The organism is Streptomyces sp. M92, assembly GCF_028473745.1.
Classification (GTDB): domain Bacteria; phylum Actinomycetota; class Actinomycetes; order Streptomycetales; family Streptomycetaceae; genus Streptomyces.
The window spans coordinates 4,605,467-4,622,337 of the sequence record NZ_CP101137.1 but is presented as its reverse complement, the minus strand read 5'-3'; the positions used below and the strand labels follow the sequence as shown (position 1 = coordinate 4,622,337).

Below are 16,871 nucleotides of genomic sequence, written 5' to 3'. Positions count from 1 at the left end.
TCCGGGGCGGCACGATGCTGCACCGCCTCCCTCCGCCTCAACACGGAGGCGGGCGGTGGGGCATCACGACGCCGCCGCACCGGCCCACACAGGCGAACCCACACACCCGACCCCGACCACTGCCACCCTGCCGGGAACACCCGCACAACCGACGCGCACACAACACCACGGCCGACGGTAAGGCGCCACAACACCACCCCACCCGCCCACACAGGCGAACCCACACACCCGGCACCAGCCGCTGCCACCCTGCCGGGAACACCCTCGGAAACGGCGCGCACACGACACGACGGCCGACAGCGAGGCGCCACAACACCGCCCCACCGGCCCGCACCGGCGAACCCACACACCCGGCACCGGCCGTGGCCCGCTCCAGGGACGGCTGTGGGGCCCGGCCGGAACCGGCGCACCGAGGCCCTACCGCAGGTAGGCCAGGCCCGGATGGGCCGCCGTGTAGCCGTCGACGAGCCGGCGGGCGACGTTGACCGAGTCGACCAGGGGGTGCAGGGCGAAGGCGCGGACCGCCGATGCGCGGGAACCCGAGTCGGCCGCCGCCAGGACTTCCCGTTCGACCGCCTTGACGGCGCAGACCAGACCCGTGGCGTGACCCGGCAGCGGGTCCACGGCCACCGGGTGGGCGCCGTTCGCGTCGACCAGGCACGGGACCTCGATCACGGCGTCGGCGTCGAGGGCGGACAGCGTGCCGCGGTTGCGGACGTTGAGGATCAGGGTGGCGCGCTCGTCGCGGGCGACGGCCCGCATCAGCGCCAGCGCCACCTTCTCGTAGCCGCCGGACAGGTCGTCGGCCTCGCGCTCACCGGCGCCCGCCGTCTCCCGGTTCTCGGCCATGTAGGTGGCCTCGCGCTCGTGGCGGGTGCGGTCCCAGGTGGCCAGCGCGGGGGCGTCCTCGTGGCGCATCCGCTCGTAGAAGCGTGCCTGCTGGTCGCGGAGGAACGCGCCGCGGGTCCGGTCGGCCTCCTGGTAGGCGCGGACGGTCTCGCGGTTGAAGTAGTAATAGTGCAGGTACTCGTTGGGGACCGCGCCGAGCGAGCGCAGCCACTCGTGGCCGAAGAGCCGGCCCTCCTCGAAGGAGCCGAGCAGCGCCGGGTCGGCGAGCAGCCGCGGGAGTTCGTCCCGGCCGGCGACGCGGAGGCCGCGGACCCAGCCGAGGTGGTTGAGGCCGACGTAGTCGATGAAGGCCCGGTCCGGGTCGGCTCCCAGCACGCGGGCGATGCGGCGGCCGAGCCCGACCGGCGAGTCGCAGATGCCGATGACACGGTCACCGAGGTGCCGGGACATGGCCTCGGTGACCAGACCGGCCGGGTTGGTGAAGTTGATGACCCAGGCGTCCGGCGCCAGCCGGGCCACCCGGCGCGCGATGTCGACGGCGACCGGCACGGTCCGCAGCCCGTAGGCGATGCCGCCCGCACCGACCGTCTCCTGCCCCAGGACGCCCTCGGCGAGCGCCACCCGCTCGTCGTCGGCCCGCCCTTCCAGGCCGCCGACGCGGATCGCGGAGAACACGAAGTCGGCACCGCGCAGCGCCTCGTCCAGGTCGGTCGTGGCGGTGACGGCCGGCGCGTCCGGCACCCCCGCCGCCTGCTCGGCCAGCACCCGGGTCACCGCCGACAACCGGTCCCCGTCGAGGTCGTGCAGGACGACGTCGGTCACCCTGCCCCCGGCGCGGTCCCCGAGCAGCGCGCCGTACACGAGCGGCACCCGGAATCCGCCGCCGCCCAGAATCGTCAACCTCACGCCCGTACCCCTCCGTCGCCGGCCCATGTGCGTCCGGCGCCGATCATGGCACGTCCGGCCCGGCTGCCGGCCGACCTCGGCGCCCCCGTACGGACCGTACGCTCCGCCGAAACGCTGCTCCGCCCCTCCCTGAGCCGGCTGCTGTCCGCGCTCGCCGCGTTCGGCCACGAGCGTCCGGCGCTGCGCCCGCCCCGCTCGGTCTCGCCCTGCGGCAGGAGGGCCGCCGTCTCGGACGTCGTCCCGTACGCGGGAGCGCGGGTGCGGGCGCCGGTGCCCGCACCTGCCGTCCGGTCAGCCGGTCGGCGAGGGCCGCCTGGCGGATCGACCGTTGCCCGGCCGAGCGAGGGCCGCCTGGCGGATCGACCGTTGCCCGGCCGAGCGAGGGCCGCCCCGGATCGACCGCGTACCGGACGCCCCGGCACCGAAAATCCCCCGCACCGGTGAGGACGCGCCCCCGGGGGCCTCCCGATACTGGGACGGCCCTTGTCACGAGGAGCCGCCCATGCCCGCCCGGTCCCCGTTCCACCGGTCCCCGTTCCACCGGTCCCCGCTCTCCCGGTACCCGTTCACCTCACTCGCCCCCGTCGTCGCCCGGCTGCGCACGACGCGTCCGTACACCGTCGACGCGGCCGTCGCCGCGCTGGCGCTGTTCGCCGTCTCCTTGCAGTGGCTGTTCCCGGACGAGGGGGACGACCCGCTCTCCTGGCAGGGCTGGCTGCTCGGGGCTGCCACGGCGCTGCCGTTGGTGTGGCGGCGCGCGGCGCCCTTCGCGACCGCGTGTGCCGTGTCGGTGGCCACCCCCGCGCAGGCGATGTACCACGCGCCGCCGCCCGACCTGATGTACGGCGGGTTCGTCGTCCTGTACACGCTGGCCGCCCTCGGCCGGCCCTGGCAGCGGCGGCTGATGCTGGCGGGCTGGCTCGTCGGGGTGGCCGTCACCATCCGGCACAACGAGGACGCCGAACCCTTCGAGTACGCCTTCCAGCTGCTCAGCATCGTGGGCGCGTACGCCCTCGGCGTGCTCGCCCGGACGCAGCGCGCCTACACGGCCGAACTGGAGGACCGGGCCCGGCGGCTGGAGCGTGAGCGGGCGGCCGACACCGCGCGGGCCACGGCGCAGGAACGCGCCAGGATCGCCCGCGACATGCACGACGTCCTGGCGCACGCGGTGAGCCTGATGGTGGTGCAGGCCGAGGCGGGTCCGGTGGTGGTGCGCAGTGATCCCGCGCGGGCGGAGGCCGCGTTCGACGCGATCGCGGGCACGGGACGGGACGCCATGTCCCAACTGCGGCGCATTCTCGGCGTGCTGAAGGAGGAGCGGCCGGACGCCGGGCCGCGGCTGCCGCAGCCGGGCGTGGACGGGCTGCGGGGCCTGGTCCGGCAGGTCGCCGAGTCGACCGGTCTGCGCGTGGAGCTGCGCGTGTCGGGCGAGCCGCGGCCGTTGCCGCCGGACACCGGGGTCGCCGCCTACCGGATCGCGCAGGAAGCACTCACCAACACGGTCAAGCACGCGTACGCTTCCTCCGCGACGGTCGGACTCGACTGGGGGGACGACGAGGTGACCCTGACGGTGACGGACGACGGGCGGGGGCCGGCCCCGGGGCCCGGGGGCGGCGGGCACGGGCTGATCGGCATCCGGGAGCGGGCCGCCGCCTGCGGGGGCGACGCCGTCACCGGCGGCGGACCGGACGGCGGCTTCCGCGTCGCCGTGCGCCTGCCGGTCGGGGCCGGACGGCGGGCGGCGCTCGGGTGAGCATCCGGGTGGTCGTCGCCGACGACCAGGAGCTGGTCCGCAGCGGGTTCAGCATGATCCTTCAGGCGCAGCCCGACATCGAGGTCGTCGCCGAGGCCGGGGACGGCGCCGAGGCGGTCGCCGCGGTCGAGGCGCGGGCGCCCGACGTACTGCTCCTGGACATCCGCATGCCGGTGATGGACGGCCTGGAGGCGGCCCGGCGGGTGTGCGCGCGGTCGGCCTGCAAGGTCGTCATGCTGACCACGTTCGACCTGGACGAGTACGTGTACGAGGCGCTGTACGCGGGTGCGAGCGGCTTCCTGCTCAAGGACGTGCGCCGGGACGACCTGGTGCACGCGGTGCGAGTGGTCGCGGCCGGCGACTCGCTGCTGGCGCCCGCGGTGACCCGCCGGCTGGTGGCGGACCTCGTGCGCCGCCGGCGGCAGGAGGCCGTCCCCGACGCCACCCCGCGGCGTCTGGAGGCGCTGACCGCCCGCGAGGTGGAGACGCTGCGGCTGCTGGCGCGCGGGCTGTCCAACTCCGAGATCGCGACGACCCTGTTCGTGAGCGAGCACACCGTCAAGACCCATGTGAGCAACGTGCTGGGCAAGCTCGGCCTCAGGGACCGGGTGCAGGCGGTGATCTGCGCCTACGAGTCCGGCCTGGTCGCCCCGGGCTCCCCCTGACGGGCGAGGCGCGCGCCCGTCTCCCTCGAACGGGCGAGCCGAACAACCGCTCTCCCCGGCGATCCGGCGGCACACCTCCCGGCACCAGTCTGTCGGCGATGCCGCCGACGCGTCGCGCGTCGGACGCGTCCCGTGCCGTACGACCACCGCCGGGAGGAACCGTGCTGTCCACACTCGCCCGGGCGGCGACCCGCCGTCCGCTGACCGTGATGCTCCTGTGGGGCGTGTTCCTGCTGCTCGGCTTCGGCCTCGGCACGGGCGTCTTCGGGAAGCTCTCCGACGACGTGCCCGACGTCCCCGGCACCGAGTCGGAGGTGGCCGCCGAGTACCTGGACGGCCTCGACCCGTCCGGCGCGTCGATCACCGCCGTCGTCGAGGCCGCCGCCGTCACCGGCCCCGGGGTGCGCGACGAGGTGGGCCGGGCCGTCGCCGACCTGCGGGAGCTCGCCGGCGTCGCCGCCGTGCCCGACCCGTACGCCACGCGTGGTCTGGTCGCCGAGGACGGGCGGGCGCTGATCGTTCCCGTCGAGTTCGAGGGCGGTCTGGGGGACGAGGCCGAACAGGACGCGGTGGCGGCGGCGGCCGGGCGGCTGCACGGCATCGACGCCAACGCGGTCCACGTCAGCGGCGGACCGCTGCTCGGCGAACAGCTCGGGGAGCGCGCCCAGGAGGACGTGAAGAACGCCGAGTTGATCTCGCTGCCGGTCGTACTGGTGCTGCTGCTGGTCGTCTTCGGCGGGCTGCGCGCGGCCGGGCTGCCGCTGCTGGTCGCGGTGGCGGGCATCGCGGGCGCCTTCCTCGGCCTGTTCGCGTTCAGCCAGTTCACCGACATCTCCGTCTACGCGATCCAGGTCACGACGATGCTGGGGCTGGGTCTGGCCGTGGACTACGCCCTGCTGATGCTGGTCCGCTTCCGCGAGGAGCGCCGGGAGGTGGCGGACGTGGTGGAGGCCGTGCACCGCACGGTCGCGGCGGCCGGGCGGACCGTGCTGTTCTCCGGGCTCACGGTGGCGGTGAGCCTGGCCGGGCTGCTGGTCTTCCCGAGCACCTTCCTGCGCAGCATGGGCCTGGCGGTGGCCGCGGTGGTCGTCGTCGACATGCTCGCCGCGCTGACCCTGCTGCCCGCGCTGCTGGCCAGGTTCGGCGGGCGGATCGCCCCGGCCAAGGTCCGGCCGGAGGGCGAGGAGGGCCGGCTCTTCGCCCGCCTGGCCCGCTTCGCCGCCCGCCGGCGCGTGGCCGTCCTGGCGGTGACGGTACCGGCCCTGCTGGTGCTGGCGCTGCCCGTCACGGGGATGCGCGTCAACATCGGCGACGCGCGGCAACTGCCCCCAAGCACCGAGGCACGGCAGCTGTACGACGCCGTGGAGGCGCACTTCCCGCCGGGCACGGGGGTGTCGCCGGTCACCGTGGTCCTGCGGCCCGGTACCGACGCCGCGACGGCCGACCGGATCGGCGCGCTCGCGCCGGGCACCGAGCGCCGTGAACTGCCCGGTGGTACGACCGTGCTCGAACTGCGCCCGGCCGGCACGGTCGACGGAGCCGCGGCCACCGCACTGGTAGAGCGGGTACGCGACCTGCGCGGCGAGGCGCCCGTCCAGGTCACCGGCACCGCCGCCCAGTTGGTCGACTTCCGGCAGATGCTGGCCGACCGGGCGCCCTGGGCCGCGCTGACCGTGCTGGCCGGGATCCTCGTGCTGCTGTTCGCGTTCACCGGGTCGGTGCTGCTGCCGCTGCGCACGATCGCGACCACGCTGCTCAGTCTCGCCGCCGCGCTCGGCGCCGTGGTCTGGGTGTTCCAGGACGGCCATCTGGCCGGGCTGATCGGTGCCGAGGGGCTGGGCGCGCTGAGTCTGACGGCACCGCCGCTGATCATCGCGATCGCGTTCGGACTCGCCATGGACTACGAGCTGTTCATCCTGGCCCGGATGCGGGAGGTCCGGGAGCAGGGCGGCGACGACCGGGAGGCCGTGGTGACCGGACTGCGCCGCTCCGGCCGGGTGGTGACCTGTGCGGCGCTGCTCCTGGCCGTGGTGTTCGGTGCCTTCATGACGGGCGGCTTCTCCCCCATCCTGCAGATCGGGCTCGGTCTCACCCTGGCGGTGCTGATCGACGCGACGGTCGTGCGGATGCTGCTGGTCCCGGCGAGCATGGCGCTGCTCGGGCGGCACGCCTGGTGGGCGCCGAAGCCGCTGCGCCGGGCGCACGAGAGGTTCGGGGTGCGCGAGGAGGCCGCCGCCCCGCGGACGCCGGAGCCGGCACACCGCTGAGCGGCCGCCAGGACGACGACGCCGTGGCCCCCTTCCGTCGAACGGAGGGGGGCACGGGCGCGAGCGCGCTTGGGCACTTTCGCGTCGTTCGTGGTGTTCACGGGGTGAACTCCCGTGCCGCGTACGGAGTTTCTCGGCTTCACCTCTTGACGACCGGGATACCCCGGAGCACATTGGCCGCACTGAGAGCGCTCTCACCAGCACGGCCGGGAACGCGCTCGGAGCCCCTCCCGCTCCCCACCCCGCACCGAGAGGCGACCCCCACATGAGAGAAACCCCCGGCAACCCGCCCGGGCGACGGCGACTGCGGCGGGCCCTGGTGGCCGTCGTCGGCACGCTCGGTCTCGCCGCGGCCGCCACCGCCGTCACCGGGCCGTCCGCCAACGCCGCGGTTCCCCCGCCGCCGTCCGGCTGGACCCAGGTCTTCGCCGACGACTTCGACGGCGCCGCCGGCTCCGGCGTGAACACCGCGAACTGGCAGTACGCGACCGGCACCGGCTACCCGGGCGGCCCCGCCAACTGGGGCACCGGCGAGATCGAGACGATGACCTCCTCCCCGGACAACGTCTCCCTCGACGGCGCCGGCAACCTGCGCATCACCCCGCGCCGCGACGCCGCCGGTCACTGGACGTCGGGCCGCATCGAGACGAAGCGCACCGACTTCGAGCCCCCCGCCGGTGGCAAGCTGCGCGTCGAGGCCCGCATCCAGGTACCGAACGTCACCGGGGCGGCGGCCAAGGGCTACTGGCCGGCGTTCTGGATGCTGGGCGCTCCCTACCGCGGCAACTACTGGAACTGGCCCGCGGTCGGCGAGATCGACATCCTGGAGAACACCCAGGGCCTCAACACGGTCTGGGCCACCATGCACTGCGGCACCTCGCCGGGCGGCCCCTGCAACGAGACCAGCGGCATCGGCGGCAGCACCGCCTGCCCCGGTGCCACCTGCCAGGCGGCCTTCCACACCTACCGGATGGAGTGGGACCGCTCGACGAGCGTCGAGCAGATCCGCTTCTACGTCGACGGCTACAACTTCCACACGGTGCGCGCCGACCAGGTCGACGCGACGACGTGGGAGAACGCCACGAACCACGGCTACTTCATCATCCTCAACGTGGCGATGGGCGGCGGCTTCCCGGACGCCTTCGGCGGCGGCCCGGACGCCGGCACCCAGCCCGGCCACTCGATGCTGGTGGACTACGTCCAGGTGCTGTCGGCCGGTGGGAGCGGCACCACGCCGCCGACCGAGGGTGACCGGGACGCGTACAGCGCCGTCGAGGCGGAGTCGTACGACGCCCAGTCCGGCACGATGACCGAGGCCACCTCGGACTCGGGCGGTGGCCGGAACCTCGGGGCGCTCGCCGACGGCGACTGGGTCCAGTACAAGGGCGTGAAGTTCGGTTCGAGCCCGGCGACGCAGTTCAGGGCGCGGGTCGCGAGCGGCGCGCCCGCCGGTGTCAGCGGCCTGGTGGAGGTGCGCCTGGACAGCCGTACCAGCACTCCGGTCGGCAGCTTCGCGGTGGGCAACACCGGTGGCTGGCAGTCCTGGCGGACGATACCGGCGAACATCGGCGCGGTGACGGGCACGCACGACGTGTACCTGACCTTCACCAGCGGGCAGCCCGCCGACTTCGTGAACGTGAACTGGTTCAGCTTCGCCCGCTGAGCGGCCGGCGACCGATACCCCGCAGGAGGACGGAGGGGCTCCACGCGCGCGTGGGGCCCCTCTTCCCTGCGCGCGCGGTCAGCGCAGCTCCGCCCGGAACGCCGCCGGCGTCTGGTCCGTGTGCTGCTGGAAGAACTTCGAGAAGTTCGCCGCGTCCGGGAAGCCGACCGCCGCGCCGACCCGGCCGATCGGCATGTCCGTGTGAGCGAGGAGCCGCTTGGCCTCCAGGACGACGCGCTTGTCGATGAATCCCTTGGGCGTCTGGCCGGTGGCGGCGCGCACCGCGCGGACGAGGGTGCGCCGGGAGTAACCGAGCGCGTCCGCGTAGGCGCTGACACTGTGGTTGGTGGGGAAGCCCCGCTCGACGGCGTCGCGGAATAGGGTGAACGTCGTGTCCCCGGCCGCCGACCCCGGGCTCGCCTCCTGCGCGGAGCTGGCCGCGAGGTGCGCGAGGCGCAGCAGGAACGCGGAGAGGGTGTGGCGCAGTACGGCGGTGTGCAGGCTCAGCGGCAGGGTGGTGGCGTCCTCGTACTCGCGGCGGAGCTGGTCGAGGGAGGCGGTGAGCCCGGCGAGCCGCGCCTCGTCGGGGCGGAGCAGGGGCGGCAGGTCGTAGCGGTAGAGGCCGGTGACCTCCACGGTGGAGCGGGGCAGGAAGCCGGGCTGCATGGTCAGCACCGTTCCGCGGTACTCGCTGTCCGGCGAGAAGCGGTGGACCTGTCCGGGCCGGATCCACAGCAGTTCGCCGGCCGTCGCCTCGTACTCGGCGAAGTCGATCATGTGGCGGACCGGGCCGCCGGTGAACAGCATGACGACGTGGAAGTCGATGCGGTGCACGCGGTGCAGGGGGGCGTGCGCGTGCCAGGTGCGGCCGGCGCCCATGGGGCCCACCTGCATGCCGACGCCGAGGAGGCTCAGATCGACCGGGAAGGGGAACGTTCTGATTCCGTCGCCGCCCTCCGGGCCACCGCCGCCGTCTTGTTGGTTTTCGTCCGCCATGTCCTTCTCGTACCGTCCCGCCCGTGCGCCGGCGCGCCGGGGCGTGTCCCAGTTTCACCAAAGGCTGGCACACCACGACCTTCACTCTCAAAAGTCAGACTTTTAAGTTTGAACACGTCAGACCAGCTTTCCGGCTCCGATCGAGGATTTCTTGAAGATGAGCACGCACACAGTGGACAGCGCGGACCGCTTCGAATGGACCGAACTCGACCGGCGTGCCGTCGACACCGCCCGTGTTCTGGCGGCCGACGCGGTGCAGAAGGTCGGCAACGGCCACCCCGGCACGGCGATGGCCCTCGCTCCGGCCGCGTACACGATCTTTCAGAAGGTGATGCGGCACGATCCCGCCGACCCGGAGTGGACCGGCCGTGACCGCTTCGTCCTCTCCCCCGGCCACACCTCGCTGACCCTCTACACCCAGCTCTACCTCGCCGGGTACGAGCTGGAGCTGGACGACCTGAAGGCCTTCCGCACGCACGGCTCGAAGACGCCCGGCCACCCCGAGTACGGGCACACGGCGGGCGTGGAGACGACGACCGGCCCGCTCGGCCAGGGCGTCGCCAACGCGGTCGGCATGGCGATGGCCGCCCGTTACGAGCGCGGACTCTTCGACCCCGGGGCTCCGGACGGCGAGTCCCCCTTCGACCACACCGTCTGGGCGATCGTCTCCGACGGCGACCTCCAGGAGGGCGTCTCCGCCGAGGCGTCGTCCCTCGCCGGACACCAGAGGCTCGGCAACCTCGTCTTCCTCTACGACGACAACCACATCTCCATCGAGGGCGACACCGCGACCGCGTTCTCGGAGGACGTGCTGAAGCGGTACGAGGCCTACGGCTGGCACGTGCAGCGCGTCGAGCCCGCCGCGAACGGCGACATCGACGTGCACGCCCTGTACGCGGCCCTGACGGCGGCGAAGGCGGAGACCGGGCGCCCGTCCATCATCGCCATGCGCACGATCATCGCGTGGCCCGCCCCGAACGCGCGGAACACCGAGGCCTCCCACGGCTCCGCCCTCGGCGAGGAGGAGGTCGCCGCCACCAAGCGCGTCCTCGGCTTCGACCCCGAGAAGTCCTTCGAGGTCGCCGACGACGTCCTCGCCCACACCCGCCGTGCCCTGGACCGGGGCGCCGAGGCGCACGCCGCCTGGGAGAAGCGGATCGCCACGTGGCGCAGCGACCGGCCCGAGCACGCCGCGCTGTTCGACCGCGTGGTCGCGGGCCGGCTGCCCGAGGGCTGGGAGGACACCCTGCCGGTGTTCGAGACCGGCAAGGCGGTCGCCACGCGTGCCGCGTCCGGCAAGGTGCTCCAGGCGCTCGGTCCGGTACTGCCGGAGCTGTGGGGCGGCTCGGCCGACCTGGCCGGGTCGAACAACACGACGATCGACAAGACGTCCTCCTTCCTCCCCGAGGGCAACCCGCTGCCGGAGGCAGACCCGTACGGCCGCACCGTGCACTTCGGCATCCGCGAGTTCTCGATGGCGGCGGAGATGAACGGCATCGCCCTGCACGGCAACACCCGGATCTACGGCGGCACCTTCCTGGTCTTCTCCGACTACATGCGCAACGCCGTACGCATGTCGGCGCTGATGCAGCTCCCGGTGACGTACGTCTGGACACACGACTCCGTCGGCCTGGGCGAGGACGGCCCGACCCACCAGCCGGTCGAGCACCTGGCCGCCCTGCGGGCCATTCCGGGCCTGAACGTGGTCCGCCCGGCCGACGCCAACGAGACCGCGATCGCCTGGGCCGAGATCCTCAAGCGGCACTCCACCCACCCGGCCCCGCACGGTCTGGCCCTCACCCGGCAGGGCGTGCCGACGTACGAGCCGAACCAGGACGCTGCGCGTGGCGGCTACGTCCTCGCCGAAGCCTCCACGGGCAGCCCGGAGGTGATCCTGATCGCCACCGGTTCCGAGGTCCAGCTCGCCGTGGCCGCGCGGGAGGCGCTGGAGGCCGAGGGCACGCCCACGCGGGTGGTGTCGATGCCGTCCGTGGAGTGGTTCGAGGAGCAGACCCGCGAGTACCGCGACAGCGTGCTGCCGCCCGCCGTGCGGGCCCGGGTGGCCGTGGAGGCCGGGATCGGCCTGACCTGGTACCGCTTCGTGGGCGACGCCGGCCGCATCGTCTCGCTGGAGCACTTCGGCGCCTCCGCCGACGCCAAGACCCTGTTCACCGAGTACGGCTTCACCGCCGAGCACGTGGTCGCCGCCGCCAGAAAGTCCCTGGCCGCCGCCCGCGGCTGAGCCGGACGCACAAGCAGAAAGAGAAGATGATCACTGTGACCGAAGCAACCGCGACCGCGGGAGCACTGCGACGCCTGTCCGAGGCGGGCGTCTCCATCTGGCTGGACGACCTGTCGCGGCGGCGGATCGAATCCGGCAACCTGGCCGAACTGATCGGGACGGAGCACGTCGTCGGCGTCACCACCAACCCGTCGATCTTCCAGGCCGCCATCGGCTCCGGCGAGGGCTACGAGGAGCAGCTCGCCGACCTCGCGACCCGGGGCGTCACCGTCGACGAGGCGGTCCGCATGATGACCACCGCCGACGTCCGCGCCGCCGCCGACGTGCTGCGCCCGGTGTACGAGGCGACCGGCGGCCGGGACGGGCGGGTCTCCATCGAGGTCGACCCGCGTCTCGCCCACGACACCCGGGCCACGGTCGCCGAGGCGCGTCAGCTGGCCTGGCTGGTGGACCGCCCCAACGTGATGATCAAAATCCCGGCGACGAAGGCCGGTCTCCCGGCGATCACCGAGGTCATCGGCGCCGGCATCAGCGTCAACGTCACTCTGATCTTCTCCCTGGAGCGCTACCGCGAGGTCATGGACGCCTACCTCGACGGTCTGGAGCAGGCGCAGGCGGCCGGGCTGGACCTGGCCGGCATCCACTCCGTGGCCTCCTTCTTCGTCTCCCGCGTCGACAGCGAGATCGACAAGCGGCTGACGGTGCTCGGCACGGAAGAGGCCCTGGCACTGAAGGGGAAGGCGGCGCTGGCCAACGCGCGGCTGGCCTACGAGGCGTACGAGAACGTCTTCGCCGGTGGCCGTTTCACCGCGCTGGCCGGGGCCCGCGCCAACGCCCAGCGTCCCCTGTGGGCGTCGACCGGGGTGAAGGACCCGGCATTCCGGGACACCCTGTACGTGGAGGAGCTGGTCGCTCCCGGCACCGTGAACACGATGCCGGAGGCCACCCTGCGCGCCGCCGCCGACCACGGCGACGTGCGGGGCGACACGGTCACCGGTGGTTACGCCCAGGCCCGGGCGGACCTCGCGGCCGTGGAGCGGCTCGGCATCTCGTACGACGAGGTGGTGGAGCAGCTGGAGCAGGAGGGCGTGGCCAAGTTCGAGGTGGCCTGGCAGGACCTGCTGGACGCCGTGACGAAGTCCCTCGACAGCAAGGGAGTTGACGGGGAATGAGCGAGGACCTTCCCGCCGAGACGGTCGGCGAGACCAAGGCGACGAAGGAGGCCAAGGAGGCCGAGGCCGCCCGGGAGGCGGCGGGGCCGCTGCACGCCCAGGAGGCCGAGGAGTCCCGCGCGGCCGGGGAGCCGAAGGCGGCCAGGGCGTCCGGGTCCGGCCGGGGCCGGAAGAAGACCGGGGCCGCCGGTGCCGCGAAGGGCGCCGAGGCGGCGGAGACGGACGAGAAGCCCGTCGAGCCGGTCGCGCCCCTCGACTGGAGCAACCCCCTGCGCGATCCCCAGGACCGCCGCCTCCCCCGGATCGCGGGCCCGTCCGGACTGGTCATCTTCGGCGTCACCGGCGACCTCTCCCGCCGCAAGCTGATGCCGGCCGTGTACGACCTGGCCAACCGCGGCCTGCTGCCGCCGGGCTTCTCCCTGGTCGGCTTCGCCCGCCGCGACTGGGAGAACCAGGACTTCGCGCAGGTCGTGCACGACGCGGTCAAGGAGCACGCGCGCACGCCGTTCCGCGAGGAGGTCTGGCAGCAGCTCGCCGAGGGCATGCGCTTCATCCCCGGCGACTTCGACGACGACGAGGCGTTCGAGCAGCTGCGCAAGGCCGTGCAGGAGCTGGACACCTCGCGCGGGACCAGCGGCAACTACGCCTTCTACCTGTCGGTGCCGCCGAAGTTCTTCCCGAAGGTCGTCCAGCAGCTCAAGAAGCACGGGCTGACCGACGCCCCGGACGGCTCCTGGCGCCGCGCGGTGATCGAGAAGCCCTTCGGGCACGACCTGGGCAGCGCCCGTGAGCTGAACGCGCTGGTGCACGAGGTCTTCGACCCGGAGCAGGTCTTCCGGATCGACCACTACCTGGGCAAGGAGACCGTCCAGAACATCCTGGCGCTGCGCTTCGCCAACCAGATGTACGAGCCGATCTGGAACCGGTCCTACGTGGACCACGTGCAGATCACCATGGCCGAGGACATCGGCATCGGCGGCCGGGCCGGCTACTACGACGGCATCGGCGCCGCCCGCGACGTCATCCAGAACCACCTGCTCCAGCTCCTCGCGCTCACCGCGATGGAGGAGCCCGCCTCCTTCGACGCGCCGTCGCTGCTCACCGAGAAGCTGAAGGTGCTCAGGGCCGTGCGGCTGCCCGACGACCTCGGCGAGCACACCGTGCGCGGGCAGTACCAGGGCGGCTGGCAGGGCGGCGCGCAGGTGCCCGGCTACCTTCAGGAGGAGGGCATCGATCCGGCCTCCGCCACCGACACCTACGCGGCGATCAAGCTGGCCATCGACAACCGCCGCTGGGCGGGCGTCCCCTTCTACCTGCGCACCGGCAAGCGCCTGGGCCGCCGGGTGACGGAGATCGCGGTCGTCTTCCAGCGGGCCCCGCACTCCCCCTTCGACACGACGGCCACCGAGGAGCTGGGCGAGAACGCGATCGTCATCCGCGTCCAGCCCGACGAGGGCATGACGGTGCGGTTCGGCTCGAAGGTGCCGGGCACGTCGATGGAGATCCGGGACGTGTCCATGGACTTCGCGTACGGCGAGTCCTTCACGGAGTCCAGCCCGGAGGCGTACGAACGGCTGATCCTGGACGTCCTCCTGGGCGACGCGAACCTGTTCCCCCGTCACCAGGAAGTGGAAGAGTCCTGGCGGATCCTCGACCCGATCGAGGAGTACTGGGACACGCACGGCAAGCCCGCGCAGTACGCCTCGGGCGGCTGGGGACCCCGGGAAGCCGACGAGATGCTCGCACGAGACGGACGGAGCTGGCGCAGGCCATGAGGATCGACCTGACCGACACCACGGCAAGCAAGATCAACAAGGCGCTGGTCCAGGGCCGCCGCGCCATCGGCACCCCGGCGGTGGGCATGGTGCTCACCCTGGTGATCGTCACGGACGAGGAGAACGCCTACGACTCGATCAAGGCGGGCGAGGAGGCATCCCACGAGCACCCCTCGCGCACCCTGGTCGTGATCAAGCGGCACCCGCGCAACCTGCGCGACCGCACCCGCTCGCACCTCGACGCCGAGGTCCGGGTGGGCTCCGAGGCCGGCACCGGCGAGACGGTGGTACTGCGCATGTACGGCGAGGTCTCCGAGCACGCCGACTCGGTCGTGCTGCCGCTGCTGCTGCCGGACGCCCCGGTCGTCGTGTGGTGGCCGGTGGACGCACCGGACGACCCCGCGGGAGACCCGCTGGGCGCGCTGGCCAAGCGCCGCATCACCGACCTGTACGCGGTGGAGCGCCCGATGGAGACCCTGGAGCGCCGGGTCCGCACCTACGCCCCCGGCGACACCGACCTCGCCTGGACCCGGCTGACGCTGTGGCGTTCCATGCTGGCCGCCGCCCTGGACCAGGCCCGGGTGCCGGTGACCTCGGCGACCGTGGAGGCCGAGGCGGACAACCCGGCGGCCGAGCTGCTGGCCCGCTGGCTGGAGGCGCGGCTGCACGTCTCGGTCGACCGTGTGATCACCGACGGCCCGGTCGTCACGGCCGTACGCCTGGGGACCGCGAACGGGGAGATCGTCATCGACCGGCCCGAGGGACCGATCGCCACCATGACCCTGCCCGACCAGCCTCCGCGCTCCCTCGCGCTGAAGGTCCGCTCGACCGCCGAACTCATCGCCGAGGAGCTGCGGCGCCTCGACGCGGACGATATGTACGCCATCGCCCTGCGCGGCGAGGCCGGCAAGGAGACCCCTGTCCATGTCTGACACCGACACCCCGAAGCTCGACCGGCGCCCCGAGTGGACCGCGTTGGCGGACCACCGCAAGGACGCGCTGCCGCGCCCGGACCTGCGCGAGCTGTTCGCCGACGACCCCGGACGGGCCGAGCGGTACGTCGTGCGCGTCGGCGACCTGCGCATCGACTACTCCAAGAACCTGGTCACCGACGAGACGCTGGCCCTGCTGCGGGAACTGGCCGCCGCGACCGGCGTGTTCGAACTGCGCGACGCCATGTTCCGCGGCGAGCGGATCAACATCACCGAGGACCGGGCGGTCCTGCACACCGCGCTGCGCGCCCCGCGGGACGCGGTGATCGAGGTCGACGGCGAGAACGTCGTCCCCAAGGTGCACGCCGTGCTCGACAAGATGGCCGACTTCTCCGACCGGGTCCGCTCCGGCGAGTGGACCGGCCACACCGGCAAGCGCATCAAGAACGTGGTCAACATCGGCATCGGCGGCTCCGACCTCGGTCCGGCGATGGCGTACGAGGCGCTGCGGGCGTTCACCGACCGCTCGCTCACCTTCCGGTTCGTGTCGAACGTGGACGGCGCCGACCTGCACGAGGCGGTCCGGGACCTGGACCCGGCCGAGACGCTGTTCATCGTGGCGTCCAAGACGTTCACGACGATCGAGACGATCACGAACGCGACCTCGGCGCGCTCCTGGCTGCTGGCCGGCCTCGGCGGCGAGGAGAAGGCGGTCGCCCAGCACTTCGTCGCCCTGTCGACGAACGCCGAGAAGGTCGCGGACTTCGGCATCGACACGGCCAACATGTTCGAGTTCTGGGACTGGGTCGGCGGCCGCTACTCGTACGACTCGGCGATCGGCCTCTCCCTCATGATCGCCATCGGCCCGGACCGCTTCCGGGAGATGCTCGACGGCTTCCGCATCGTCGACGAGCACTTCCGCAACGCCGAGGCCCCGGCCAACGCCCCGCTGATCCTGGGCCTGCTGGGGGTCTGGTACGGCAACTTCCTGGGCGCCCAGTCGCACGCCGTACTGCCGTACAGCCACTACCTGTCGAAGTTCACGGCCTATCTCCAGCAGCTGGACATGGAGTCCAACGGCAAGTCGGTCGACCGCGAGGGGCGGCCGGTTCAGTGGCAGACCGGGCCGGTGGTCTGGGGCACGCCGGGGACCAACGGGCAGCACGCCTACTACCAGCTCATCCACCAGGGCACCAAGCTGATCCCGGCCGACCTGATCGGCTTCGCCCGGCCCGTCGCCGAACTGGGCGACGAGCTGAAGGCCCAGCACGACCTGCTGATGGCCAACCTGTTCGCCCAGGGGCAGGCGCTGGCCTTCGGCAAGACCTCCGACGAGGTCCGCGCGGAGGGTGTGCCCGAGGAGCAGGTGCCGCACCGCACCTTCCGGGGCAACCACCCGACCACCACCGTCCTGGCCACCGAGCTGACGCCCTCCGTCCTCGGCCAGCTGATCGCGCTGTACGAGCACAAGGTGTTCGTACAGGGCGCGGTCTGGAACATCGACTCCTTCGACCAGTGGGGCGTCGAACTCGGCAAGGTGCTGGCCAAGCGCGTCGAGCCCGCCCTGACCGAGGGCGCTGACGTGCCCGGCCTCGATCCGTCCACGGCCGCGCTGGTGGCCGCCTACCGTGAACTGAAGGAAGTGCGCTGA

The 16,871-nt window shown here is 72.8% G+C and carries 11 protein-coding genes; 9 read left to right on the top strand and 2 right to left on the bottom strand.

Annotation, left to right across the window (positions count from 1 at the left end; translation table 11 throughout):
- Positions 1 to 417: 417 nt before the first annotated feature.
- Positions 418 to 1,755, bottom strand: a complete 1,338-nt coding sequence (locus M6G08_RS20705) for a 6-phospho-beta-glucosidase (RefSeq protein ID WP_272588646.1) — start codon at positions 1,753 to 1,755, stop codon at positions 418 to 420.
- A gap of 502 nt (positions 1,756 to 2,257) precedes the next feature.
- Between M6G08_RS20705 and M6G08_RS20700 the strand changes: the two genes are divergently transcribed.
- From M6G08_RS20700 to M6G08_RS20685, 4 genes are all read left to right on the top strand, one after another.
- Positions 2,258 to 3,508, top strand: coding sequence for a sensor histidine kinase (locus tag M6G08_RS20700; protein WP_272588645.1), 1,251 nt, complete (start codon positions 2,258 to 2,260; stop codon positions 3,506 to 3,508).
- Positions 3,505 to 4,173 carry a response regulator gene (locus M6G08_RS20695; RefSeq protein ID WP_272588644.1) on the top strand — a complete coding sequence of 223 codons (669 nt, stop codon included), beginning with the start codon at positions 3,505 to 3,507 and terminating at the stop codon, positions 4,171 to 4,173. Before M6G08_RS20700 ends, M6G08_RS20695 begins: the two co-directional genes overlap by 4 nt.
- A gap of 161 nt (positions 4,174 to 4,334) precedes the next feature.
- Positions 4,335 to 6,440, top strand: a complete 2,106-nt coding sequence (locus M6G08_RS20690) for an MMPL family transporter (protein ID WP_272588643.1) — start codon at positions 4,335 to 4,337, stop codon at positions 6,438 to 6,440.
- A gap of 265 nt (positions 6,441 to 6,705) precedes the next feature.
- Positions 6,706 to 8,103, top strand: a complete 1,398-nt coding sequence (locus M6G08_RS20685; protein ID WP_272588642.1) for a glycoside hydrolase family 16 protein — start codon at positions 6,706 to 6,708, stop codon at positions 8,101 to 8,103.
- A gap of 78 nt (positions 8,104 to 8,181) precedes the next feature.
- On the opposite strand, the gene M6G08_RS20680 is transcribed toward M6G08_RS20685, so the two are convergent.
- Positions 8,182 to 9,099 carry a helix-turn-helix transcriptional regulator gene (locus tag M6G08_RS20680; protein WP_272588641.1) on the bottom strand — a complete coding sequence of 306 codons (918 nt, stop codon included), beginning with the start codon at positions 9,097 to 9,099 and terminating at the stop codon, positions 8,182 to 8,184.
- 157 nt (positions 9,100 to 9,256) lie between these two features.
- On the opposite strand from M6G08_RS20680, the gene tkt reads away from it, so the two are divergent.
- From tkt to pgi, 5 genes are read left to right on the top strand one after another with little or no spacing between them, the layout of a single operon-like run.
- A complete protein-coding gene (gene tkt / locus M6G08_RS20675) occupies positions 9,257 to 11,341 on the top strand; it encodes a transketolase (protein WP_272588640.1) in 2,085 nt (694 codons plus the stop codon).
- A gap of 26 nt (positions 11,342 to 11,367) precedes the next feature.
- On the top strand, positions 11,368 to 12,513 hold the full coding sequence (tal, locus tag M6G08_RS20670; protein WP_272588639.1) for a transaldolase: 1,146 nt from the start codon (positions 11,368 to 11,370) through the stop codon (positions 12,511 to 12,513).
- Positions 12,510 to 14,288, top strand: coding sequence for a glucose-6-phosphate dehydrogenase (gene zwf, locus M6G08_RS20665; protein WP_272588638.1), 1,779 nt, complete (start codon positions 12,510 to 12,512; stop codon positions 14,286 to 14,288). The genes tal and zwf overlap by 4 nt, the downstream gene beginning before the upstream one ends.
- On the top strand, positions 14,285 to 15,220 hold the full coding sequence (gene opcA, locus M6G08_RS20660; RefSeq protein WP_272588637.1) for a glucose-6-phosphate dehydrogenase assembly protein OpcA: 936 nt from the start codon (positions 14,285 to 14,287) through the stop codon (positions 15,218 to 15,220). The genes zwf and opcA overlap by 4 nt, the downstream gene beginning before the upstream one ends.
- The gene (pgi, locus tag M6G08_RS20655) at positions 15,213 to 16,871 is read left to right on the top strand and encodes a glucose-6-phosphate isomerase (protein ID WP_272588636.1); all 1,659 of its coding nucleotides are present in this window, start codon (positions 15,213 to 15,215) and stop codon (positions 16,869 to 16,871) included. The genes opcA and pgi overlap by 8 nt, the downstream gene beginning before the upstream one ends.